This is a genomic window from Sphaerochaeta associata, assembly GCF_022869165.1.
Taxonomy (GTDB): Bacteria; Spirochaetota; Spirochaetia; order Sphaerochaetales; family Sphaerochaetaceae; genus Sphaerochaeta; species Sphaerochaeta associata.
This window is the reverse complement of sequence record NZ_CP094929.1, coordinates 2,470,582-2,493,350: the sequence shown is the minus strand read 5'-3', so window position 1 is coordinate 2,493,350 and position 22,769 is coordinate 2,470,582. Positions and strand designations below refer to the sequence as shown.

General features: G+C 52.8%; 22 protein-coding genes. 10 read left to right on the top strand and 12 right to left on the bottom strand.

The window, feature by feature from the left end; genetic code table 11:
- The first annotated feature begins 3 nt into the window (after window positions 1-3).
- Complete coding sequence (locus MUG09_RS11560; protein ID WP_244771583.1) at window positions 4-549, top strand: hypothetical protein; 546 nt, start codon at window positions 4-6, stop codon at window positions 547-549.
- Here the strand turns inward: MUG09_RS11560 and MUG09_RS11555 are convergent.
- Complete coding sequence (locus MUG09_RS11555) at window positions 546-992, bottom strand: RpiB/LacA/LacB family sugar-phosphate isomerase (protein WP_244771582.1); 447 nt, start codon at window positions 990-992, stop codon at window positions 546-548. The two genes, MUG09_RS11560 and MUG09_RS11555, sit on opposite strands and share 4 nt — an antisense overlap.
- Window positions 993-1,107: 115 nt before the next feature.
- Between MUG09_RS11555 and MUG09_RS11550 the strand changes: the two genes are divergently transcribed.
- A complete protein-coding gene (locus MUG09_RS11550) occupies window positions 1,108-2,742 on the top strand; it encodes a putative manganese-dependent inorganic diphosphatase (RefSeq protein WP_244771581.1) in 1,635 nt (544 codons plus the stop codon).
- 3 nt (window positions 2,743-2,745) lie between these two features.
- Here MUG09_RS11550 and MUG09_RS11545 read toward each other — a convergent pair whose 3' ends face one another.
- The 5 genes from MUG09_RS11545 to MUG09_RS11525 all read right to left on the bottom strand — a co-directional run bounded on the left by MUG09_RS11545 (window position 2,746) and on the right by MUG09_RS11525 (window position 8,746).
- Complete coding sequence (locus MUG09_RS11545; protein ID WP_244771580.1) at window positions 2,746-4,779, bottom strand: RelA/SpoT family protein; 2,034 nt, start codon at window positions 4,777-4,779, stop codon at window positions 2,746-2,748.
- Window positions 4,764-5,621, bottom strand: coding sequence for a peptide chain release factor N(5)-glutamine methyltransferase (gene prmC, locus MUG09_RS11540; RefSeq protein ID WP_244771579.1), 858 nt, complete (start codon window positions 5,619-5,621; stop codon window positions 4,764-4,766). Before prmC ends, MUG09_RS11545 begins: the two co-directional genes overlap by 16 nt.
- A 4-nt stretch (window positions 5,622-5,625) precedes the next feature.
- Window positions 5,626-6,690, bottom strand: a complete 1,065-nt coding sequence (gene prfA, locus MUG09_RS11535; protein ID WP_244771578.1) for a peptide chain release factor 1 — start codon at window positions 6,688-6,690, stop codon at window positions 5,626-5,628.
- A 54-nt stretch (window positions 6,691-6,744) separates the two neighbouring features.
- Window positions 6,745-8,106 carry an MFS transporter gene (locus MUG09_RS11530; RefSeq protein ID WP_244771577.1) on the bottom strand — a complete coding sequence of 454 codons (1,362 nt, stop codon included), beginning with the start codon at window positions 8,104-8,106 and terminating at the stop codon, window positions 6,745-6,747.
- Window positions 8,107-8,173: 67 nt separating this feature from the next.
- Window positions 8,174-8,746 (bottom strand): helix-turn-helix domain-containing protein, encoded by a 573-nt coding sequence (locus MUG09_RS11525; protein WP_244771576.1) that lies wholly within the window; start codon window positions 8,744-8,746, stop codon window positions 8,174-8,176.
- Between the two features lie 118 nt (window positions 8,747-8,864).
- Here MUG09_RS11525 and MUG09_RS11520 point away from each other — a divergent pair, with 118 nt between their 5' ends.
- Window positions 8,865-9,815 (top strand): NAD-dependent epimerase/dehydratase family protein, encoded by a 951-nt coding sequence (locus MUG09_RS11520; RefSeq protein WP_244771575.1) that lies wholly within the window; start codon window positions 8,865-8,867, stop codon window positions 9,813-9,815.
- On the top strand, window positions 9,812-10,996 hold the full coding sequence (locus tag MUG09_RS11515; protein WP_244771574.1) for a glycine C-acetyltransferase: 1,185 nt from the start codon (window positions 9,812-9,814) through the stop codon (window positions 10,994-10,996). The genes MUG09_RS11520 and MUG09_RS11515 overlap by 4 nt, the downstream gene beginning before the upstream one ends.
- On the opposite strand, the gene sbcB is transcribed toward MUG09_RS11515, so the two are convergent.
- Window positions 10,993-12,408, bottom strand: coding sequence for an exodeoxyribonuclease I (gene sbcB, locus MUG09_RS11510; RefSeq protein ID WP_244771573.1), 1,416 nt, complete (start codon window positions 12,406-12,408; stop codon window positions 10,993-10,995). The genes MUG09_RS11515 and sbcB overlap by 4 nt on opposite strands.
- Window positions 12,409-12,503: 95 nt before the next feature.
- Between sbcB and MUG09_RS11505 the strand changes: the two genes are divergently transcribed.
- Genes MUG09_RS11505 through MUG09_RS11495 form a run of 3 tightly spaced genes read left to right on the top strand, consistent with a single transcriptional unit; the run spans window position 12,504 to window position 14,906 of the window.
- Window positions 12,504-13,121: a hypothetical protein gene (locus tag MUG09_RS11505; RefSeq protein WP_244771572.1), complete on the top strand. Its 618-nt coding sequence runs from the start codon at window positions 12,504-12,506 to the stop codon at window positions 13,119-13,121.
- A 32-nt stretch (window positions 13,122-13,153) separates the two neighbouring features.
- On the top strand, window positions 13,154-14,464 hold the full coding sequence (locus tag MUG09_RS11500; RefSeq protein WP_244771571.1) for a hexokinase family protein: 1,311 nt from the start codon (window positions 13,154-13,156) through the stop codon (window positions 14,462-14,464).
- Between the two features lie 13 nt (window positions 14,465-14,477).
- Window positions 14,478-14,906: a very short patch repair endonuclease gene (locus MUG09_RS11495; protein ID WP_244771570.1), complete on the top strand. Its 429-nt coding sequence runs from the start codon at window positions 14,478-14,480 to the stop codon at window positions 14,904-14,906.
- On the opposite strand, the gene MUG09_RS11490 is transcribed toward MUG09_RS11495, so the two are convergent.
- Entirely contained in the window at window positions 14,903-16,804 is a 1,902-nt protein-coding gene (locus MUG09_RS11490) for a phosphoglucomutase (protein ID WP_244771569.1), read from the bottom strand. The genes MUG09_RS11495 and MUG09_RS11490 overlap by 4 nt on opposite strands.
- Window positions 16,805-16,871: 67 nt before the next feature.
- On the opposite strand from MUG09_RS11490, the gene MUG09_RS11485 reads away from it, so the two are divergent.
- Together MUG09_RS11485 and MUG09_RS11480 are read left to right on the top strand one after the other, a co-directional pair.
- Window positions 16,872-17,690 (top strand): pyridoxamine kinase, encoded by an 819-nt coding sequence (locus MUG09_RS11485; protein WP_244771568.1) that lies wholly within the window; start codon window positions 16,872-16,874, stop codon window positions 17,688-17,690.
- Between the two features lie 3 nt (window positions 17,691-17,693).
- A complete protein-coding gene (locus MUG09_RS11480) occupies window positions 17,694-18,362 on the top strand; it encodes a 5'-methylthioadenosine/S-adenosylhomocysteine nucleosidase family protein (RefSeq protein ID WP_244771567.1) in 669 nt (222 codons plus the stop codon).
- Here the strand turns inward: MUG09_RS11480 and MUG09_RS11475 are convergent.
- Window positions 18,317-18,724, bottom strand: a complete 408-nt coding sequence (locus MUG09_RS11475; RefSeq protein WP_244771566.1) for a hypothetical protein — start codon at window positions 18,722-18,724, stop codon at window positions 18,317-18,319. The two genes, MUG09_RS11480 and MUG09_RS11475, sit on opposite strands and share 46 nt — an antisense overlap.
- Complete coding sequence (locus tag MUG09_RS11470) at window positions 18,721-20,004, bottom strand: patatin-like phospholipase family protein (protein WP_244771565.1); 1,284 nt, start codon at window positions 20,002-20,004, stop codon at window positions 18,721-18,723. The genes MUG09_RS11475 and MUG09_RS11470 overlap by 4 nt, the downstream gene beginning before the upstream one ends.
- Window positions 20,005-20,179: 175 nt before the next feature.
- Between MUG09_RS11470 and MUG09_RS11465 the strand changes: the two genes are divergently transcribed.
- Window positions 20,180-21,151 (top strand): radical SAM protein, encoded by a 972-nt coding sequence (locus tag MUG09_RS11465; RefSeq protein ID WP_244771564.1) that lies wholly within the window; start codon window positions 20,180-20,182, stop codon window positions 21,149-21,151.
- On the opposite strand, the gene pyrH is transcribed toward MUG09_RS11465, so the two are convergent.
- Both pyrH and MUG09_RS11455 read right to left on the bottom strand, forming a co-directional pair.
- Window positions 21,129-21,830 (bottom strand): UMP kinase, encoded by a 702-nt coding sequence (pyrH, locus tag MUG09_RS11460; protein ID WP_244771563.1) that lies wholly within the window; start codon window positions 21,828-21,830, stop codon window positions 21,129-21,131. The genes MUG09_RS11465 and pyrH overlap by 23 nt on opposite strands.
- 68 nt (window positions 21,831-21,898) lie before the next feature.
- On the bottom strand, window positions 21,899-22,765 hold the full coding sequence (locus tag MUG09_RS11455) for an AraC family transcriptional regulator (protein WP_244771562.1): 867 nt from the start codon (window positions 22,763-22,765) through the stop codon (window positions 21,899-21,901).
- Window positions 22,766-22,769: the final 4 nt, after the last annotated feature.

Here is a 22,769-nt window from a genome sequence, read left to right as displayed (position 1 = left end):
CGTATGCGAAAGAAAGTACTGCTGCTAAGCATGATGATAGTGTTGGCTCTTCCTGTATTTGCCGGATATTTCGATGTGGGCATCACAATCGGCACCAATGCTCATCTGGGAGAGAGGAATCTCGATCCGAGCCGATTGAAACTGGCTTGGGGGGCGGCCATTGGATTGACCGATGTCTGGGAGCTGGACGTGCAAGCCAACACCCAGTTGGTTCCAACCTTCGTCGATACCACTTCTGTTTCTTTCCTCGTCCAGAGGGCGTTGCTCGGTCAGCGTTCCTCCGGAGGACAGACGGCCGGAGTGGGCATCAATACCCTGATTGGAGTCGGGGCGATGATATCGCCGTATACAATCGATGGGAGAACGACACTCACTCACCTGTTGGTTTCGCTTACTCCGATAACCGTAGGCAGTCCGGTGACCGGCAAGCGTGAAAGACTCCTCGCCGTCACGCTTGCGTATAACCTGCAAACAAAACAAGTAGGCGTGCTTTTCGATCTGTTGAAGTTCGATTTCTACGTGGTGGGGTCGTACAAGGACTACCGTTAGCAGCTCTGTTCGAGTGCCATTATCTTATCGACTCTCCGCTGGTGACGATCCCCTTCAAATGCAGCTTCGATGAAAGCGTCGAGCATTTCCACGGGATCTTCACTGTAGTTGATTCTCCCTCCGAAGGCAATGAAGTTGGCATTGTTGTGCCTGCGAGCCATGGCGGCGGCATAGCTGTTTTGCGGGAGGGCGCATCGAATTCCGTCAATTTTGTTGGCGCTGATGGAGATGCCGATTCCCGTTCCGCATAAAAGGATGCCGAACTCATAACCACCCTTCTTATACTCATCGCAGGCTGCTTTTGCCATATCAGGATAATCGACCGAGTCGTTGGTCTTGACCCCGAGATGATTGACCTCATAGCCGATTTTCTTCAGGTAATCTGCAAATATGACTGCTAGGTCAACAGCCCCATGATCATTGGCGAGTACTACACTTGGCATATTCGTTATCCTCCGGTCTTTTGATGGTACTCCATTTAGCGGTTTCTGACTAGCATGGTTTGAGTTGTAAGACTTGTGCAACTAGGATAAAATATGGCATCGACAGGAGTGTGAAGTGGCTGAGATTTATGTAAGTGGACACCGGAATCCTGATATGGACAGCATCTGTGCCGCCTATAGCTATGCCTATCTAAAGAATAAGATCGATCCGAACAATACCTATCTTCCTGTTCGTTGCGGCAGCCTCAACGATGCCACCAAGGCACAGTTTGAGCGGCTTGGGGTTGTGCCTCCTCCCTTTATCAAGGATGTGAGAACCAAGGTGAGCAGTGTCATACGAAAAGCTGATTCGGTGGTGCAGGTCGACGACCCTGTGTATACCCTGGTCTCTTTCTACGGCACTTCCAGCCGATCTTCCGTAGTTCCTGTCATGGAAGGCGAACACTATCGAGGCCTGCTCAGCGTCGATGAAGTAAGCAGCTTCATTCTCAAAGAGAACAGCGGAAAGCGTCCTCTTTATCACTTTGTGGTGGATAACTTCCCCAAGGTGCTCAAAGGCTCCTTTTTGAAAAAGGGCGAACGAAAGAGCTTTACCGCCCCCATCATGGTCGGGGCGATGCGCTATGTGGTATTTTGCAGGCATATGGAGGCTCTCGAGGGTCAAGCTCCAATTCTGGTAGTCGGAGACAGGGAAGACCATATCAAGAAAGCTATTGAATTGCAGATCCCGGCTATCATCCTGACAGGGATTGAACATGAAATTACCAGCAATGTCGATTGGGATTCTTATCGGGGTACGGTGTTTGTAAGCGCATTGGATACCGCCGAAACGCTGCGCCTGCTGCGCTTGAGCGTTCCTGTCGTCCAGCTTATGGTGCAGGATCCGCCAAGCCTCCAGGCTGATACGCTGTTTGAGGAGGCCAGGGATATCCTGGCCGAAAGCGAATTCCGCGGCCTCCCTGTTTTTGAAGGAGAGACCTATACAGGGTTTGTGACACGCCGTTGTTTCCTGCACAAGCCCAAGACCAAGCTCATCATGGTGGACCACAATGAGACCGAGCAGGGTGTGGAAGGTCTTGAGGAAGCCGAGGTGGTGGAGATCGTCGACCACCACCGCCTCGGAGCGGCAAAGACCCGCAATCCCATCTTCATCTGCTGTGAACCCCTCGGTTCGACCTGTACCATCATCTACAAGCTTTTCATCCGCAACAGCATCCCGATCACCGCACAGCTGGCGAAGGTGTTGCTCAGCGGTATTATCAGCGACACCATCATGCTCAAGAGTCCTACCACCACCTTTGAGGATTACACTGCCGTACAGGATCTGCTGGCCCTCGCACAGGTTGCCGACATGGTTGCCTTCGGTCAAACCATGTTTGCCAGCGGCGCTTCGCTGGCCAAGGAGAATCCACGCAGGATGCTGGAATCCGACTTCAAGCAATACAAGGAATTGGGTGTGAGCTTCGGCATAGGGCAGTGTGAAGTCACCACCCTCAGCGATGTGGATGATTACAAGGCTTCCTACCTTGCTGAGCTGCAGAAAGTGAAGATTGAGCACAATCTCGACTGGGCGATGTTCCTGATAACCGATGTCGTACGGGAGAACAGCGTCCTGTTGATGACAAGCATGCCGATTGCAGAGCGCAAGCTTGCCTACAAGAAAGAGAGCGAAGGGAAATTCCTGCTCAGCGGGGTGCTGTCGCGCAAGAAGCAGCTGCTGCCTGAGATTCTTCGTGTTCTGGAAGAGTAGCGGCTATTTAATCTCTGCGATGGTGTTGATGGAAGGGATTGTCTTGAGGTTCTTGATGATTTTCTTGAAATCCTCCTCCCGCTCGACTTCCATGGTGAACGTTCCCATCAACTTGCCTTCCTCATCGTCGAAGAGACGGCCTTCGATGAGATGGCCCTTGAATTTGCGTAGAGCTCCCTCGATCTCACCGAACAAGTCATAGGTGCGCTTGCTGGTGACACTGAACCGTTTGGTGAGCTTGGGGAACTCGGTCTCCCACTCTACCTCGATGGAGCGGTCTACGATCTCACTCATATTCTTGAGGTTGGGACAATCCCGCTTGTGGACGATGATGCCCCTTCCTCTGCTGATGTACCCCACAATGTCATCGCCGCGCACCGGAGTGCAGCACTGTGCAATGTGAATCATCATATTCTTCTCATCACCGACGCGGAATTTCATTCGTTTGGCGTCGACTACATGCCGAACAATGTTCTCATCATCAACGACGGGTGCGGAGGTGGATGGCTGCTGTTCAAGCTTGACCGGCGGTTCGGTCACCTTGCGTTTGGCAATGATGTCCTTGTCGATGAGGATGTTCTCGTCATACTTGTTCAGCCAAGCCTTGATTTTTTTCCTCGCGCTGTTGGTCTGTGCGTAACGCAGCCATTGTAAATGGGGCCTTGCGTTGGGACTGGTGAGAATCTCAATGACTTGGGTGTTCTTCAAGGGAGCGTTCAGTGGGATGATCGATCCGTCGGCTTTTGCCCCTGTGGTGTGATTGCCCACTTCAGTATGGATTTGGTAGGCAAAATCCAAGGCTGTTGCGTTGGCTGCGAGCTCAACGATGTGACCTTGGGGGGTGAACACATAAATGGTGTCCTTCAGGAGCTCTCCCTTGATGTCATCCATATATGATTCACTGGTCTCGATCTCGTTCGACCAGGTCTTGAGCTTGCTGATGATCTTGGAGAACTGCTCATTGTCCATTTTCGACCAGGAACCGGTGTCGCTTCCCGAATCAGCTTTATAGGACCAGTGGGCGGCAACGCCGTACTCGGCGGTGAAGTGCATTTCCTTGGTCCTGATCTGGATTTCCAGCAGCTTGCCGTCCAAGGCCATGACGGTGGTATGGAGGCTCTGGTAATTGTTCGCCTTGGGCATGGCGATATAGTCCTTGAAGCGCCCTTCAATGGGAGGCCACAAGCGGTGTACAACACCCAGGATCGTATAGCACTCGGTAACGGTATTGCACAGGATGCGTACTCCAAGGATATCGAAAATCTCATCGATCTCCTTCTTGCGCTTTTTCATCTTCATGTAGATCGAGTAGGTGTGCTTGGCCCTGCTCGTTACAATGATGTCACTTAGGTTTGCATCACCGCAAGCCCGGTAGATGGACTTGTCGATTCTGCTCAGGTACGCTTTCTGCTCGCTCTTTTTTGAGAGAAGATACTCTTGTATGTAGTTGAAGGTGTCAGGCTTGAGAATCTTCAGGCTTAAATCCTCCAGCTCGTCCTTGAGCCAGGAGATACCGAGCCTGTCGGCAAGCGGGGCGAAAATGTCGAGGGTGTCTCCCGCGATCTCACGGGCGCGCTCGGCCTTGAGGTGCTGCAGCGTACGCATGTTGTGCAGCTTGTCTGCGAGTTTTATGATGATGACCCGGATATCCTTGCTCATGGCGAAGAACATCTTGCGGATGGTCTCAGCCTCGGCCAAGCTTTTGTTCATCGTTTTCAGATTCGCAATCTTGGTCTCGCCTTCGACCATATCGGCCACAGCCTGGCCGAAGAGCTCTTTGAGCTCCTCGTAGGTGGTGGCGGTATCCTCAAGGGTATCATGCAGAAGTCCTGCACAGATGGTATCGGCATCCATCTTCAACTGGATCAGAATTTCTCCTACCGCAAGAGGGTGGATGATGTAGGGTTCCCCGCTGGCTCGTTTTTGGTTCTCGTGCTTGCTCGCGGCGAACGTGGCTGCAGCCAAGAATTTTTCCTGGTCGGTCTTGGGATACTTGAATGCTTTCTGGATGAATCGCTCGATCAGCTGTTCGTACACGCAAGCACCCCCCATACGACTCTGTCGCGGTCCGATAAGTCACGTTCTATGCAGACATCGGTGAATCGGTGGGAAGAAAGAAGTTCTGCCACATCCTTCGCCTGCCGATAATCGCACTCTAAAAATAAAGCTCCACCACAGCACAGGTGGTTGCCACTCTCCTTGACTAGTTTCCTGATGAGCCCGAGCCCGTCCTCACTGAAGCCTTCCAAAGCAAGTCTCGGCTCCCACCTTACTTCGTTTGAGACTTCGTCGCACCAAGCGGCTGTGAGGTAAGGTGGGTTGCTGACGATGATATCATAGATTTTGTCGGTAGGGGAGAGTAGATCGCCCTGTAAAAACGTCACAGGCTTGGACAGGAGCCGCTTTGCGTTCTCTCTTGCTAGCGATAGGGCATCTTCACTGAGGTCGCTGAGCGTTACGTTGGCGTCCAGCTCGAGTGCCAGTGTTATGCCGATGCATCCGCTGCCGCAACAGAGGTCGATGATGCTGGGTGGCTGCTGTTTTCCTTTGGAAAAGGCGATGACAGCCTCTATGAGGGTCTCGGTATCCGGTCGGGGTATGAGAGTCCTTTCATCAACGAGGAAATTGCGGCCGTAGAACTCCTTGCAACCAAGAATGTAGGCCATCGGCTTATGGCGTAGGCGGTCTTCTCGAATCGAGGAGAGCTTGTGCAGCTGTGCATCGGTGAGGACCCGGTCATATAATAAAATTTGTTTGGCTTGGTCATACCCGGTTGCCATCTGCAGCAGAAGCCGAGCATCCAGGTCGGCCGTGGAAGCAAGACCCGCCTCCTTGAGCAAGGCGGCGGTTTCCACTTTCCAGGCTTGGATGGTCGTCACAGGCTCAACCGTCCTTCAGGGCTGCCTCGCCGGCGGCGATTTTCAGTGCTTCAACCACCTCGTCAAGCTGGCCTGCCATGATGAGTTCCAGCTTGTACAACGTCAGATTGATGCGATGGTCGGTAAGCCGGTTTTGGGGGAAGTTGTAGGTTCTGATGCGTTCACTGCGGTCGCCGCTGCCCACCTGGCTCTTTCTGGCTTCCGCCCGTTCACGGTTCTTTTTTTCCTCTTCCAAGTCGTAGAGGCGTGAGCGCAGCACCCTGAGTGCTTTCGCGCGGTTCTTGATCTGGCTCTTTTCGTCCTGGCAGATGACCACCAACCCGGTGGGAAGGTGAGTGAGGCGCACCGCACTGTCGGTGGTGTTGACGCACTGCCCGCCCGGGCCTCCTGCGCGCATGACGTCGATTTTCAGATCTTCCTGGCGAATTTCAATATCGGTCTCTTCTGCTTCCGGAAGCACGGCTACAGTGACGGCGCTGGTGTGGATTCTCCCTCCGCTTTCGGTCTCCGGAACACGCTGGACACGGTGAACACCGCTTTCCCAACGAAGCGAACCGTAGACATCCTTTCCACTGATGGAAATAACCAGCTCCTTGTAGCCACCGATACCGGTTTCATTGGAGGAAAGTATTTCCATTTTCCATCCCTTCTCATCCGCGTAGTGCGAATACATTCGGTACAGGTTTGCTGCAAACAGGGCAGCTTCCTCGCCACCGGTACCGGCCCGGATTTCCATGATGATATCCTTGCCTTCCAAGGGATCGGGGGGGATGAGCAGTACTTTGGTTTTCTGCTCGCACAAGGCAAGTTCTTTCTCAAGCTCGTGAAGCTCTTCACGGGTCATTTCAAGCATCTCCTGGTCGGTCTCTTCCTTCATGAGCTGATGGGCTTCACTGATCTGGGTGTTCAGCGAATGCATCAACCTCAATTGGTCGATGATGGGGGCAAGATGCGACCGCTCCTGGTTCAGGCTTTTAAAGAGTTTCATGTCCTGCATGGTTTCAGGACGGCTCAGTTTTTCGTCTATATCTGCGAGCTGTTTCTCATACTCGGGCAGTTTCTTCAGCATTCATCTCTCCTAAAAGCAAAGTATACAAAACCGCCGGCTCTTTGCATAGCGTTGCTAGATATCCAGTTGGGAGAGGGCGAGACGATTTTTCCCTACCTGTGTGGAATCAAGACGGTTCATTCTCAGAAAGAGCAATCCTCCTGCAAGGAAAAACAGGGCGGGAATGAGGCCCATATGCAACCGTATTCCCCACTTTGCCGACTGGGTGATAACCTGGTCGTCGAAGCCGGTGAGCTTGTGAACTACAAAGAATACGATAGCCTGGCTTGCATAACTGAAACGCATGAAAAATGCTCTTATACCGAGAACAACCCCATCATCACGACGCTTTTGATCGACAACCAGGCTATCAATTACATCGGCCATGGCCGGACTCATGAAGGTCCAGAAACCGCCGAAACCCAGTCCCCAAAGTGTCATCCCAACGATGAATGAGAGTGTATTCGGGAGGAATGTGAGGGGCAGGGCGAAGAGGGCCAGGGCGAAGCTCGAGAGGATTAGCATGCGCTGGTTGTTCTTGACCTTCTTGGCGATACGTGTCCACAAAAGGATGGAAAGCAGGGTGCCGACCAACATTCCGGCGAATATCGGAGTGGCTTGGGTGCTCTTGCCGCCTAATACATACTTGACGACATAGTTGATGCTGGCGGTCATCAGCATGCATCCGCTCTGATAGAAGAACAGGAGGATGACGAAGGCGAGCAGGTTTCTGTTTTTCAGTGCCCTGCGCATCTGGCTGAAAAAGGGAGGCGTGCTTTTCGTGTGCTGGTCCGAGAATCGTTCGATCATCTGCTTGGTCTCGGAAACGCCGAAGCTCAAGGCGAAAGTGCACACAATGCTGATCGCCGCAATGACGATGGCGCAGACCTGATAGCTTGCCCTCACACCGTAGGAGAAGAAGAGCGGGGGGATGATGAACCCGCCGGCAATGCCGAGCACTCCGATGCCCGTTCCGATGGCAGCCGTTGTCGTCCGCTCCCGATCGGTTCGGAACTTGTCAGGGTACAGGCTCTGGTAGTTGACTTCCCACAGCGAATACAAGCCGTCGTAGAGACAGATGGTGAAAACCATCCACAAGAAGACGGGAAGCGGCTGTTTTTTTGTATCCCATGTTGTGGGAACCGAGAAAATCAAGATGAAAGCGAGGCTGCAAAGCACCAACCCACCCATTATCCAGACAAAACGCCGGCCGAATTTCTTGGCCAATGGCGCTGTCTTGTTGGTGACATACCCGATGATGGGGTCGTTGACGGCATTCCAGACAGAATAAATCACCGTAGCCAGGGCGGCGTAGGCACCTGCCAAGCCGACTTCGGTCTCGTAGAACATGAATACAATGGATCCAAACGCCCCGGTGAGAAACTCGGCGATGAACTTGCCCATCCCATAGGAGACCATGATGCCTTTCTTAACCATATGCGCAACCCTTCCTCTTCTTCTCCTTATACCGCAGAGAAAGGGGTGTGTCAAAGTATATGGAAGGTTATCGTTTGTCGACTGTGAAGCGCACTACCATATGAACGATTGCCGGCTGGTTGTTCTCATTGGTGATGGAGTGTTCGATGTCGCAGTGATAGACCAAGAAATCACCTTTCTTGATTTCGGCGACATTCTCTCCAACCTGGACTTTCACCGCACCTTTTACTACGGTCAGGAACTCCTGGGTCCCAGGGTAGTGGGGCTCGCTTGCGAGTTTGCTGTGAGCCTCGAAGGTGAGCAGGTACATCTCCAGCTCCTCGACCATGTTCAAGGGGCTGAGAATGCGGATGGAGACGCCATTGTCGTGGGTTTCCATTTTCGGGGCATCATCACCGGCGGGGTTGATGCTGAACACCCGCTTGGGCTGAACGTCGGTATCGAGCAGGTCGTTGAGCTCCACATTCAGGCCTCGGGCTATCTTCCAGACGGTGGCTACAGTAGGATTAACCTTGTCGGACTCAATTTGGCTGAGCATGGCTTTTGAGACACCGGAACGTTCGGAGAGAACATTGAGGGTAAGCTTGCGGCTGTTTCGTATCCGCTGGATGTTTTTGCCGATCATCGGAGGGTTTTCCATCTGACTGCTCCTGCTGGGTAAAAAGTTTGACATAGTGAATTGAGTTTATTATAATGAACATGTTCATTGTAAGCCGGGTTGTCATCCTTGTCAAGAAAAGCGCTCTGTGGAGGTCGCCATGAAGAACATCCTGATCATCGGTTCGTTGGGCCAATTGGGCTCGGAAATAGCTTTGGAGTGTCGCAAACGATACGGTGACGATCATGTCGTACTGACCGATATCCGTAATGATGTCAACAAGCCTTTGGTGGAAGGCGGACCCTTCTACCTTGTTGACGCCCGTGACGGACAGAGTGTGGATGCAATCGTGAAAAAGCACAACATCGACACCATCTATCATTTGGCTGCCGTCCTTTCTGCAAGGGCGGAGAAAGATCCCTTGAATGCCTGGAACCTGAATATGGGTGGGTTGATAGCTTCCTTGGAGGTTGCCAAAGCCAATGGTTGTGCTGTCTTCACTCCTTCTTCAATCGGAGCCTTCGGTCCGACCACACCCAAGCAATACACGCCCCAGGATACCATTCAGCGCCCCACCTCGATCTACGGGGTGACCAAGGTCGCCGGTGAGCTGCTGTGTGACTATTATTACCATAAGTTCGATGTCGATACCCGTGGCATCCGTTTTCCCGGGGTTATCAGCAACATGACTCCTCCGGGCGGTGGTACCACCGACTATGCCGTAGAAATTTACTACGAGGCGGTGAAGAGTCATCACTATACCTGTTTCCTTCGCGGCGACACATACCTCGATATGATCTACATGCCGGATGCCGTGCAGGCTGCCATCCAGATCATGGAGGCCAACCCGGCCAGACTGCGCCACCGCAACGCGTTCAATATTGCCGCCATGAGCTTCTGTCCTGAAGAGCAGGCTGCCTATATCCGTACCCATATTCCTGATTTCACCATCAGTTATGATATCGATCCGGTCAAGCAGGCCATCGCCGACTCCTGGCCGGACAGCCTCGAAGATTATGCTGCCCGGGTTGAATGGGACTGGAAACCCCGTTTCGACCTTGCAGCCATGACAGCGGACATGCTGACTACCATCCAAAGGAGGGGGGAATGAACGAAACAGTGCGACAGCAGTTGCAGGCGTTTTTAGCAGAGCAGGAACAGCGTGGGTTGCTCAAGAAGGAACGGGTGCTGACCAGTTCCCAGAGCCGGAGCATCGAAGTGGCGGGAAAGAAGGTGCTGAACTTTTGTGCCAACAACTATCTTGGTCTCTCCGACAACAAGGAAGTGATCCAAGCGGCCAAGGATGCGATGGACAGATGGGGCTACGGTCTCTCATCGGTGCGGTTCATCTGCGGTACGCAGGCGTTGCACAAACAGTTGGAAAAACGCATCAGCACCTTTTTAAGAACCGATGACACGATTCTCTTCTCCTCCTGCTTCGATGCCAACGGAGCATTGTTCGAGCCTCTGCTGGGAGAAGGGGATGCCGTCATCAGCGATGAGTTGAACCATGCCTCGATCATCGACGGCATCAGGCTCTGCAAGGCCGAAAGGTTTCGGTACAAGCACAGCGACATGAATGACCTGAAAGAGTGTTTGCAGCAGAGCCGGCATTGTCGTCGTCGCCTCATTGCAACCGACGGGGTGTTTTCCATGGACGGAGATGTTGCCAAGCTTGCCGAGATTTGTGCACTGGCAAAGGACTTTGATGCCCTTGTAATGGTGGATGACTCGCATGCAACCGGGTATCTGGGTCCAACAGGACGTGGAACGGTGGAACTTTGTGGTGTGGAAGGGCAGGTTGATTTGATTACAACAACCTTCGGCAAGGCGTGCGGCGGGGCCAGCGGTGGTTGCATCTCCGGCAACCAGCTTTTGATCGACCTCTATCGCCAGCGTGCCCGGCCGTATCTCTTTTCCAACACCCTGGCGCCGGCCATCTGCGGAGGGACGCTGAAGGTTCTGGATATCCTTGAGCAGGACAACCCCTACAAGGACCTGACGATGCGCAATGCCAAACGTTTCCGCTCTCTCATGGAGGCGGCGGGCTTCGATCTGGTCAAGGGCGAGACCGCCATCGTTCCGGTCATGGTGTACGATGAGAACAAGGCGGTTGCGATGGCAGACGCCCTGCTTGAACGGGGAATTTATGTCATTGGATTCTGTTATCCGGTCGTCCCCCAGGGAAGAGCCAGGATCAGGGTGCAGCTGTCGGCTGTCCATACCCAACAGGATATCGAGACAGCCGTCGATGCTTTCGTATCGGTTGCAAAAGAGATGAAACTGCTCTAACCGAAGATTCTCTTCTCCAGTTCCTCTCCATAGGCTTTCAAATCGGCAAGTACGCGTTTCTCCTCGGCTGAGATTTCCGTACTTGCCAATTTTTCATCTATTTTTCTCTTGAAGAAGTTCCAATTCATCTTGATGGTGCCCGGTGGGTTGAGAGTGCGATTTGCACAGAAGCTTCTCCACTTGCGTTTCTGCTCGTCATTCAGCACCTCACTCCAATTGCGTGCCACATGCCTGAATAGCAGAGGTGCGACCCGGCCGTCCTCAAAGTCGAGATGCAGTGAGAGTTTCTCCTTGGGCTGGGCTTGGCGGATGAGATTGAACCGTTTCTGATCGGCATCCCCGAAGAAACGGTCATAGAGCTGGAAGTCAACATCATCCACACCCTCATACGTGTCCACGACATTGCGTGCGGTCATCAACAGCTTTGTGTGGCTGCTGATCTGCTTGTGCCTGAAAAGGGCAAGCTCCTTGTCTATTCCCAGCTTTATCGCCAGCTGGTCTGTCAGTACACTCAACGGCGAAACGAACGGGCACTTGTTGATTGAAAGGGTGAACACCCCTTCGGTCTTCAGCAGCGTCTCTTCTGTAGCGTTCAGAAGCGGGGCCACATCCTTGCTCAAGTCGAAACAGATGATGGCGTTGGCATTGCTCTTCATATGGGTGATTGCTGTAATCAGGCGCGAACACCCCTCGTTCTTGCTGAAGAAGGCAGCTGTGTAGAGTACCGGCTCGCCAAAGGGCGTTTGCACGATTTTCTTGACCTGGGTCTTGTTGCGAAGGGCGAAATAGTACTCATACAACTTGGGCTGTTTCTCCTTGATGAGCTTGGCGATTGCAATGGTGGCCCTTACATCTACCAGCGCATCATGGGCGCCGATCTGCTCGATATTGTTGGCCTCTGTCAAGGCGACCAGGCGGAAGGTGGGGTTGCCTGTCTCCTCCTTGCGGGGAGGCCAGCTGATTCCATCAGGCCTGAGGTCGTAAGCCGCCCTTACCAAGTCGATGATATCCCAGCGGCTGCAGTTGTTTTCCCACTCACGTTTGTATGGGTCAAGGAAATTGCGGTAGAGGGCGTTGCGGATGAATTCATCGTCAAAACGGATGGTGTTGAAGCCGGCCACCACGGTATTGGGCTTGGAAAACTCTGCATTGATGCGCTCGATCAGGTCGTTCTCGCACATTCCCTTCTTGTTCACCTCCTGGGGGGTGATCCCGGTTATGGTGCAGGAGAGAGGATCGGGAAGATAGTCGTCACTGAGTTTGCAGTACAGGACGATGGGCTCACCGATGGGATTGAGATCCAAGTCGGTGCGTTGGCCTGCGAACTGGGCGATTCGGTCGTACCTGCTGTCCAGGCCGAAGGTCTCCAAGTCATACCAGAAGATGGTTGTTTGTTTCGGATGGTAACTCATGCCCTGATTGTACCACATTCGCCCCACTCTGTCTTTTTTCTCTCCTATGGTTGTTCTCTTTGTATCCGTAGCATATGATACAAGAAAGGGTAGTCATGAAAGCAGCAGTACTGATTCTCATTGTAGTAAGCCTTATGATGCCGTTGGGAGCGAAAGCCCCTACAGCAAATGATGTTACCGTGGCTATTGCAGCCATCACCGATTCTGCTATCTGCGCGGTGGCAGCCTTTTTGAACTCCCCATCCTTGGAACTGCCGGGCGCCATGTTGCACTTTCGCTCCGATGAGTCGCTTCCCAATCTTTTGACGTTTCAGAACTCGGATATCGGTACCTATCTACCTGTATTCATGACGACCCGCCAACCAAACCCCTCCTTCTTCGCAAGCCTGCTCAATACAGCCCGCGGTCCTCTCAACGATATCGCAATCCAGTATCTGACGGTTCATGGGTGGGAGGTCGGTCATGCCGTACTCAAGGGAGCGATGGTAACCCAGTGGGGAGAAGGTGCAAGTCTTGCCGGTTTGATGGCGGGTGTGGTGACCAGCGGGAAAATTCCCGAGATCACCGTGGTTGCCGATGTGACGGTACAGGGAAGAAGAGTGAGCACCCCTGTTCGTGTCGAGGGTACTTTTATGCTACACTCAGACGATGAGGGATACTTTGCGGTAAAACCGCTTGCAATGAAAATCAATGGGGAGGAGAAGGGGGTGTAGGCCCGCCTTCTTTCTTCTGATAAGGAGAAATCATGTCCGATTGTGTCCAGAATACCACAGCATTTCTTTCCAAGTGGGGAATCGAAGCTGCTTCCATCGATATGAAGTCCTTGCTCGCCACCTTCCTGAGCGAGATGGAGAAAGGGCTGGAAAACGAGAGCGGCAGCTCTTTGAAGATGATTCCAACCTACACCGAGGTGGTGAGCGGCCTCGCCAAGGGTGAGCCGGTAATCGTCCTGGATGCCGGAGGAACGAACTTCCGCACCTGTCTGGTCACCTTCGACGAACAGGGGTTGGCACATATCGAGGACTTCAGGAAGGTTTCGATGCCCGGTGTGAAGGAAGAGGTTACCGCCCAGCAGTTTTTCAGCACGTTTGCCGATGAGGTGGAAAGGCTGATCGACAAGAGTGATAAAATCGGATTCTGCTTCTCCTATGCAGCGGCCATCACCGAAGACCACGACGGCATCCCTTTGGTATTCTCCAAGGAGATCAAGGCACCCGAAGTCATCGGTAAAAAGGTCGGAGCCAGCCTGCTTTCCGAACTGGCTCGTCGTGGCTACGATGTTTCGAAGAAGAAAGTCGCCGTGCTCAACGATACCGTAGCCACGTTGCTTGCAGGTCAGGGCGCACCAAGCGACACAGACTACAGCGGGTACATCGGGTTCATTCTCGGCACGGGGACGAACACCGCCTATGTCGAACGCAACAGCAATATTTCCAAACTCGGTCTTTTTGATGGCAAAAGCCAGATCATCAACATCGAATCGGGAAACTTCGACTTCTGTCCCGGCAGGCTCGACCGCGAATATTTCGACTCGACCAAGCATCCCGAGCAGTATCATCTGGAAAAGATGATCAGTGGAGCCTACCTCGGGCCGTTGAGTACGCTGGTCATTCAAAAGGCAATCGCCGAGGGTGTGCTCAGCTCTACGTTTGCCAAGCGCTTTGCGCAGCTGGGCACGGTCAATACAACGGTGATGAGCAACTACCTTGAGATGCCTTTCAATTCCAACTATGCCCTGGTTGCCTGCTGTGAAGGCAATGAGGACGATGCAATCGCCTTATGGATGATCATCGATGCAGTCATCGCCCGTGCGGCAAAACTCACTGCAGCCAATCTTGCAGCGACAGTGATCAAGAGTGGAGCGGGAACCGATCCCCGCAAGCCGGTATGCATCAACGCAGACGGTACCACATTCTACAAGACCGAATACTTGAAAAAGTACACCGAGTACTACCTGCATACCTATCTGCAGCTTGAGCACAAACGCTACTACCGCTTTGTGCGTATTGATGACTCTCCAACCATCGGGGCGGCCATCGCCGGTTTGAGCTTGTAAGAGGAGACCGGTCGTGAGCGATTGTTTTTCCGTCGAGAAACGAAGCAGGATCATGGCCGGCATCAAGGCAAAGGATACCAAGGCGGAATTGGCGGTACGTACCTTCCTTTTCCGCCAAGGATTTCGCTATCGCATCCACGATACCCATCTTCCGGGAAAACCCGATGTGGTGCTGCCCAAATACAAGACCGTGATTTTCATCAATGGTTGTTTTTGGCACGCTCATCAGGGGTGCAGACACTTTGCTATTCCGAAGACTAACCGTCCGTTCTGGGAACGAAAACTTATGAAGAATAGGGAGCGTGACCAAAAAGTACTTGCCTTGCTCTTGCAGATGGGATATCGAGTATTGGTGGTATGGGAGTGCGAACTCTCTCCCTCCTCTCGGAGGGAGGAGACGCTTCAAGGACTTGCCAACGAGATTTGGCAGGTGGAAAGCTAAGCCCGGTCGGCCCGCTCAATCATGCTGCGGTGCCACGCCAGTAGATACTCATACCGGTTCTCATCATCGCCCTGGCAGTCGACAACCACCCTGAATACCGGTTCCGTCTTGCTTCCGCGCATCCAAAGATAATCGGTGATTACTCCGTCTCGGTTCTTGAGTGCCACCTTGTATCCTCCGCTGTATAAGCCATGACGATAGGCTTCTCCCATCCCCTCATAGCAGTTCGTACCCTCGGTTTGGAAAATGGTGAAGGAGTGGATACCCATCGCAGAAAGCTCTGTTTTTCTCATTTCCCAATCGCTCTGCAGCAACGCCTCATACCGGTTCTTGAGAATTCCATGACTTTGTGTGACCTGCATTTTCCCGGCTTTCGAGAAGGAGCCGGTGGTCGTGTAGACCGGAAGGCTCTCGATAATGCCGTCCAAGGTGATGGAGCGGGGAACCTGCTTGCCGACGGAAAGAAACCAGAGCTTGGCGATATCGCGGTTTCTGAGAAGTTTGACCAGGCTGAGAAGGGTGTTCAGCGGATCGCGAACCTTTGCAGGATGGGTGATGTTGCCGCCGTTCGATCCTTCTCCCAGCACCGGCACAAGGTACCCTTCTTCTCGTTTCATGCGGGCCAGGTCGACTACGTTCGACTCTCCGACTTCACAGCGGAAGACTTCGGCATCGAAAGCTTGTGCGATGTGATCGATGCGCATGGATGTCGGGCAATTCACCACCGTGGCCAGCAGCTTGTTCGGATTCTGCAATCTCGTTTGTGAGAGTTCGGCAAGCACCACCAAGGCGAATACGTTTTGGGCTTCAAGAATTTGGGCCTGACCGCTTTGTTCACTGATATAGACCAGGTTGCCGCGGTCTCCATCGTTGTCAGGAACATATCCGAGACGATAGGAACTGTCCTTGGCATACAACTCCTGGAGGGTTGTCCTGCAGAGCTCGAGATTCTCACCTTCGGGGACGATGGCATGCACAACTTCTCCGGGTCGGTCGTTGAGCAACAGTACCTTCAGGCCGAGAGAGGTAAGCAGGTGCTTGTCGATGCTCGCCGATCGTGCGCTGCCGTTGAGTTCCCCGATGACCGATAGGGGCTCCTTCTGGTGGGCTTGCCGCAGGTCTTGGCGAAAGCGTTCGTGCTCGGCTGAATCGATGCTTTTGGCTGCAGTGGTCAAAACGAAGGTTTCGTAGCGCTCAAGACTGCGTTGTCGTTCGAACGCGACCTGCTCCAACACCGTTCGATACTGCTGTATGTCCATTTCCTGGGTCAGCCGTTGCAGATAGGCCGGGGCCATGCTTTCTTGAAAGAGGATGTCCCTGTAGACCCGGGTAAGCTCATCGGCTTCCTTCAGCGAGTAGACTCCTCCGTCCTTGCCGAACTTGAAACCATTGTGCCCGATCGGGTTGTGGCTTGCCGAAATATAGAAGAATGCATCCGCCTCATCGGGGTGCAGGTTGCAGTCGGCCATAATCTGGGGGGCTGCACAGATGAACAGGTAGCGTACCTTGCATCCAAGGGCGGTGAGGGTTCGGCAGACGATGTCCCCAAGAATCCGCCCGGTGGGTCTGGCGTCGAGTCCTACGAGTATGGTTGCCTCCCTTTCCTGTTTAGGTGCTTCTCCACCCAGGACCGCTTGCTTTTGGGCCGCAGGAACACCGAGCGTGCGTGCCAAGGCAAGGGCGGCAAGTGCTGTAAGCATTGCAGTCTCGTTGCGTATCTCACACGTCGCGTCCTCTTCGTCTCCGCTTTCGGCAAATACTTTCCGCCATCCCGAGGATGAGAGGATCATGGATGAGAGTTCGTGGTGCAACTCATCTTGCGTTGGAAGCGGGAACGCCAAAGGATTGATTTGGTCGTCGGCGATGATCAGGTGATGCAGACTGTCATAGAATAGCATGGGGACCTCCACTAGGCCGAGTATAGCATATATTGCCTTGTTTGCAGATGTGCGGTAGTGTAGATTTATGCAACCAATCTGTGCCGCCATCCACGATTTGAGCTGTTATGCAAAGAGCTCGCTTACTGTTGTCCTGCCCGTCCTCGAGGTGATGGGAGTGGAGGCCTGCCCGCTTCCTACAGCCCTGCTATCAAGCCAGACCGATGGATTTCCCTCCTATTATTTCAGGGATACGAGTAGAGACATCATCGGTATCCTGGATGCATGGAAGGACCTTGGACTTCGATTCGATGCAATGTACTCAGGTTTTCTCGGCAGCTCCGATCAGGTCGATCTGATCAAGGCCTTCATCAAGGATCAGAAAGCCTCCTTGACGCTTGTCGATCCGGTACTTGGCGACGGGGGGTCGCTCTATGGACCGGTAACCGAACAGCAGGTGAATGCCATGCAGGGACTGGTCATGCATGCCGACGTCATCACCCCCAATACCACCGAGGCGGCGCTGTTGCTCGGGCGGCCGTACCAAGAGCAGTTCGATGCTTCTGCAGCGTTATCGTGGGCGAAGGAACTCGGGCTTGCAACCAATGCAAAGGTCGCCATCACCAGCGTCCCTCTTGGGGACGGAAACGTAGTGGCCTGCTATGCAGGGGGCGAATCGTATCTGGTACCGTACCGGAAGCTTGAGGTTTCCTATCCTGGCTGCGGGGACTTGTTTGCCAGCCTTTTATTGGGTTTCTTGCTTCGTAAGGAGTCCTTCCAAAGGTCGGTAGAGCTTGCAGTTGCGTTTACTTCAAAGGCGATCGAGGCAACGATGCAGGCTGGGTATGAGAAACGTCACGGCATCGCCGTCTCGCTCATACTGCCTTATCTTGCAAAGAGATGGTAATTCATGCAATGTGAAGTTCTGATACTTGCAGCCACAAAACGTGAATTGGAAGGAGTGCTAACAAAGCTGTATGAGCCGCTTCAGGTCGCCGGTCGTGTGGTTGTCGGAGTCTGTATCGGAGTGGGAAAGGTGCAAAGTGCCCTTGCTGCAATCCAGGCCATCGATGCGTATGCTCCTTCGTTTGTTGTGCTGCTCGGCTATGCCGGGGCGATCGATGCCTCTTTGGAAATCGGGGATGGCTTTGTGGCGACGCAGGTGGTGCAATACGACTTGGACCTTCGGGCGTTCGGCCTTAAGCGAGGTCAGACGTTCGACGGTGATTCGCAGATGGTTGACGGGGCCATCGAGCTTTTTTCTCCCGCGTTATCGGGTTTCAAACAGGTGATTCTCGGCACCGCCGATCGTTTTCTGCTTCGTTCCTATCGTGAGGAGCATTCCTACTTGACTGAAGAATTGGGGTTGGGTGCAAGCGATATGGAAGGCTTTGGTGTTGCAATGGCATGCAGGCTGCGCATTATCCCTTGTTCCATACTGAGGGTGATCAGCGACGATTCCCGAGGCCATCGCCCCAAAGAGTTCAAGCGTTTTGTTAGGCAGGCTAATGAAAGACTGAAAAACGGTTTGGTTCAGTTGCTTGATGCGCCCAGGGAGAAATCCCCTACAAGCTTGTAAACGTTGCCGTCCCTCTTCACCTCGATGTTTCGATTGGGAAAGTAGGCGGGAATGATTGAGCGCAGATAGGTGATCGCTGATGTTTCAATCTCCTTTCGATCTTCCTCATGTACTTTTGACAGGGTGCGGATTTCCACGGAGACCAAGTAACCTCGGCCGTGGTCGCTGCCGTATCCGAGGGTGAATTGAGTCCCGGTGGAAAAGAGTCCGTCATAGGCGACACTTGCAGCCTTTCCCCTGGCCGGTCGATTCGGATGCAAGGGGTAGCGATCACCGTACGTGTCCTCAAGGTAGTGGTCCAAGTCGTCGCACAGTCTGCGCATGACCGCCTCAAGCTCCATCTGTTTGGGATGGGTGCTCATACGGTTCCCTCTTGCGTTGTGGTTTCTTCTATTTGGTAGCGCTGAAGAAAGGAGTAGTAGGATGAAAGTGCCGGGTTGTCCTGTTCGGATTCCTCTATGTAAGAAGGCAGCTGGCGTTGTTGCGGTACAACCTCCTTGGGTCCAAGGATGAGTTGGTCGAACGATGACCGGGCGGCCAGAAGTTTGGCAAATGTACGAATGCTCTCTTCGTGTTCGCCAAAGATTCTCTCTGCTTCCTTGCTCATGGAGGCGAGTGCGGAAGAGCTGGTGGCGTCAAGCTTGTACTCTTCGCCGAGTGTGCCGTGTATCCTGGTATACGAGAGGTCGGGAATCTTTTGGGCGATATGGTCGACTACCTGCATCTGTGCAGTGGCATAGATTTTCTGAATGGGAGCCCCTTTGGCAGGGTCGATCCATCCTATTACTCCGGTACCTGCACCACTGACGGTGAAGGTGAAGTCACTGCTTGCAGTGGAGAGGGAGAGTATGTGGAATTTCTTGGCATTCGGGTAGAGCCGTTTTGCTTCGGTATACGCATACAGGGAAGGATTGTTGGCCACGACACCGCCGTCAATGAGCGTCTGCATGCACATCTCTTGTCGGTCGTATAGATACGCCGGCCTGAAAAAGGTCGGAGCGGCGCTGGTTGCCCGTGCCGCCTCACGAAAGAGAAAGCCATGGGAGTCATGCGAACTGAGCACAAACGGCTTGCCGGTGGAGGCTTCATAGCTCATCACCAAGGTCGGCACCACAGCTTCAGAGAGCGGAATATCCTTGAATGTCTGCAGAAGAAAGCGTTCCAGAGGCTCGCAATCGTATTTATCTATGAATATCTGGCTGAAAATCCTTCCCTGGTTTTTAGGAAAGATTTGCCTGCCGTGTTTGAGATACAATGTTTCAAGAGTTTTGGTATCCACTCCGAACGGAAGGGTTCCTGAAAGGCTCTCCTTTCCAGGCTGCTTACGCAATCGCTGCCAGAAGGTCTGCTCCTCCTGCCTGAAGATGTAGGAAATATAACGCGTATCGGCAACCAAATTGGTTTTTTCCACCGGAGCGCTGAGGGCAAGGGCAAGGAGTCCTCCCGTTGAGGTTCCCGCTATCAAATCAAAATGAGCATAGAGGGGGCGGTTATCCCCCATTTCTTCGAGCAGCGAGGAAAGCTTTGCAAGCAGTACCGAGGGTACGATTCCACGCATCCCGCCTCCATCAATGGAGAGGATGTACCGTTCTTCCTCCTTATTCTCAAGAGAAGGACGTTTCAGGAAATCTCGTAATGCCATGCGATAAGAGTGATGAATTTGTGCTGTTGGGTCAAGCGTTTCAATACAGCTATACAATGTAAGATTGATATCTGCATTATAAATATACCGAATAAGGTATAGTAAAATAGCAAAACATATTTGGCTCATCCAAAGAGTCTATGCAAGAATATCAGCTTCTCGCTACACTGGAATAATGAGTGGAAAGGAAGCATCGGTGATGGAAGCATATCGTACCTGCAGACTTTGCCCGAATCTATGCAATGTCGACCGACTTGCGAATAAGAGGGGGCGATGCGGGCAGACATCTGAAGTGAGGGTGGCCTGGGCCGGGCTGCATAAGGGCGAAGAACCTCCGATCACCGGCGAGAACGGGTCCGGCATGATTTTCTTCAGCGGCTGTCCCCTCCATTGTGCATATTGCCAGAATCACCAGATTTCCACCGATGAGAATGAGGTGGGAATTACCTTGAGCATCGAGGAGCTTTGTTCGGTCATGCTCGGTTTGCAGGAGTTGGGTGCAACCAACCTGAATATGGTCACCGGCACTCATTTCATCCCCTCGATCATCGAAGCATTGGTGCTTGCCAGATCCAAGGGACTTGTACTGGATGTGGTGTGGAATAGTTCGGGATTCGAGTCTCTTGAGGGCTTGGCTCTGATCGACCCCTACGTTGATGTCTACCTAGTGGATGTCAAAACGTTGGATCACGACGTGAGCTCCACTTTCTGCGGACTGAGACGGTATGCTGATGATATTCTGCCTGTCATGGAGTTTCTCAAGCAAAAGCATCCTGTCACCTATGTGGATGAGAAGGGAAGCCTGAAAGGGCTGTTGGTACGCCATCTGGTCTTCCCTACCGCTTTGGCGGCCAGCTTCTCTGTGCTTGAGTATTTTTCCAGGGAATTGAAGGAGAACGCCTATCTCTCATTGATGGTTCAGTTTGAACCGCCCCTCGGCAATGCATCCTTCCCTCCAATCACTGAAGATGAGTATGAGGCTCTTCTTGCGGCATTGGAGGAGTTGGGGATAGAGGATGGCTTTGTGCAGGAACTGGGCGAGAACGTCTCCTGGATACCTGATTTTACCCAGGAGAACCCCTTCCCTCAGGACTTTGCCAAGCCCCTGCCATACTTCTTATCGCTTACGCGTTCCCGTCTCCGATAACGGTACCCAGAAACGGTCTACCATAGAGTATGTCCATGGTGTTCTGGATGTTCCTTCCATCGGCACACACGACTCTCATCTGCATTTTTTCAGCCCGTTTGCTGGCAATTGGATCGAAAGGAGTGCTTTTGCCGGGAGTCCATTGATTACCCACCATCGTTCTATAGTCGGCCCAGCTGATGGAATCCAGAGGCTTTGCATCAGGATTCTTCTTGGGATCGTCGGTATAGACCTTGGCTATATTACTCAGATTGATGATGAGCTTGCCTTCAAAGCGTTCTGCAAGGATGACTGCGTCGTTGTCGGTTGAGAAGCCCGGCTTCCACCCGGCGGCAACCAACACCTGACCCCGGAAATTAATATGTCCGGTCGGGTCGATGATGAGGTTGTCAGTACAGAAATCACTGAGCATTGCTTTGACCAGCTGGCCGTTGATGTGGGTCGCCCTGATACCAAGCCAGTCGAGTTCCTCGCTGTCGATATCCTCCTGGATTTCCCTCATCGCCTGCTGATACACCCTGGCGGGAGCTCCGCCTCCGCATACCAAAATGATTTTCCTGCTCTTGTCTTCACGTAAATATGTTCTGAGTGCCTCATTGAGCTGCCTGAGAAAGGCGCTGTCCACCTTATCCGGTGCAATGATGGATCCTCCAAGTGAAATGACCGCCAAATTGTTCATTGAATCCTCCGCATTGCATCGTACCAGATTTGCTCACAGGCCTCAATCATTGTGTGGGACTTGGGCGATCAATTCAGCGGTTTGACCGCAATCCAAACCTCACTGGTTGCGTATCCGCTTCTCTCTTCATCCATTGTCGTCCAAGAAAAATTTGGAGCATCGACAAGCTCATACTTGGACGAAGGGAGCCACTGGGCGTAGATGTCCGCCATTGTCTGTTGCAGTGTCCCGGGAAACGGTCCTTCACAAGGAAACACAGCCCATGTGAGGGCCGGTACTGCAACGGTTTCAAGCTGCTGCCCTGCACGTGTCTCTGTCGTGAGAACACCGATAAGGTGGGTCAGTTCTCCTTCCTCCTTCATAAAACGTGCATCAGCTTCATAGGAGGCATTCACGACCTTCTTCGGTTCAACGTTTTGAATCCTATGCAGCTCCTCACGTTGCCTCTCTGTGATGCTTTGTGCGAGTTTCACAATTTCCTGGTTCACTCCTTCAAACTGCATGGGGACACGCTTGGTGACTCCTGCAAGATGAAAGGCCGGCTTCTCTACAATCCGGTATTGCATGTTGATTCCTCCTGAAACTGATATGCTGAATGACACTTTGGGGTAGAGCGTACACGTTTTGGTTCTATAGACATCCGAGGGCAGGGTAGAGCTCCATGCCTTGAAGGATCGGGTGAATCCGTCGATGGATTCGTAACCGTATTTGAAGGCGACATCGGTTACCTTCATACCCGAGAGAAGATCCTTACCTGCTTCCGACAAGCGCCGCATCCTGATGTATTCGCTGAGGGTGGCGCCGGTGAGAAAGAAAAAGATCTTTCTGAAGTGGTAATCGGATACTCCTGCTTCATTTGCGATCATCTCAAGGGTGATGTCCTCACACAGATGCACTTCAATGAATTCGATTATATGATTCAGTGTTTTTATCATGGCA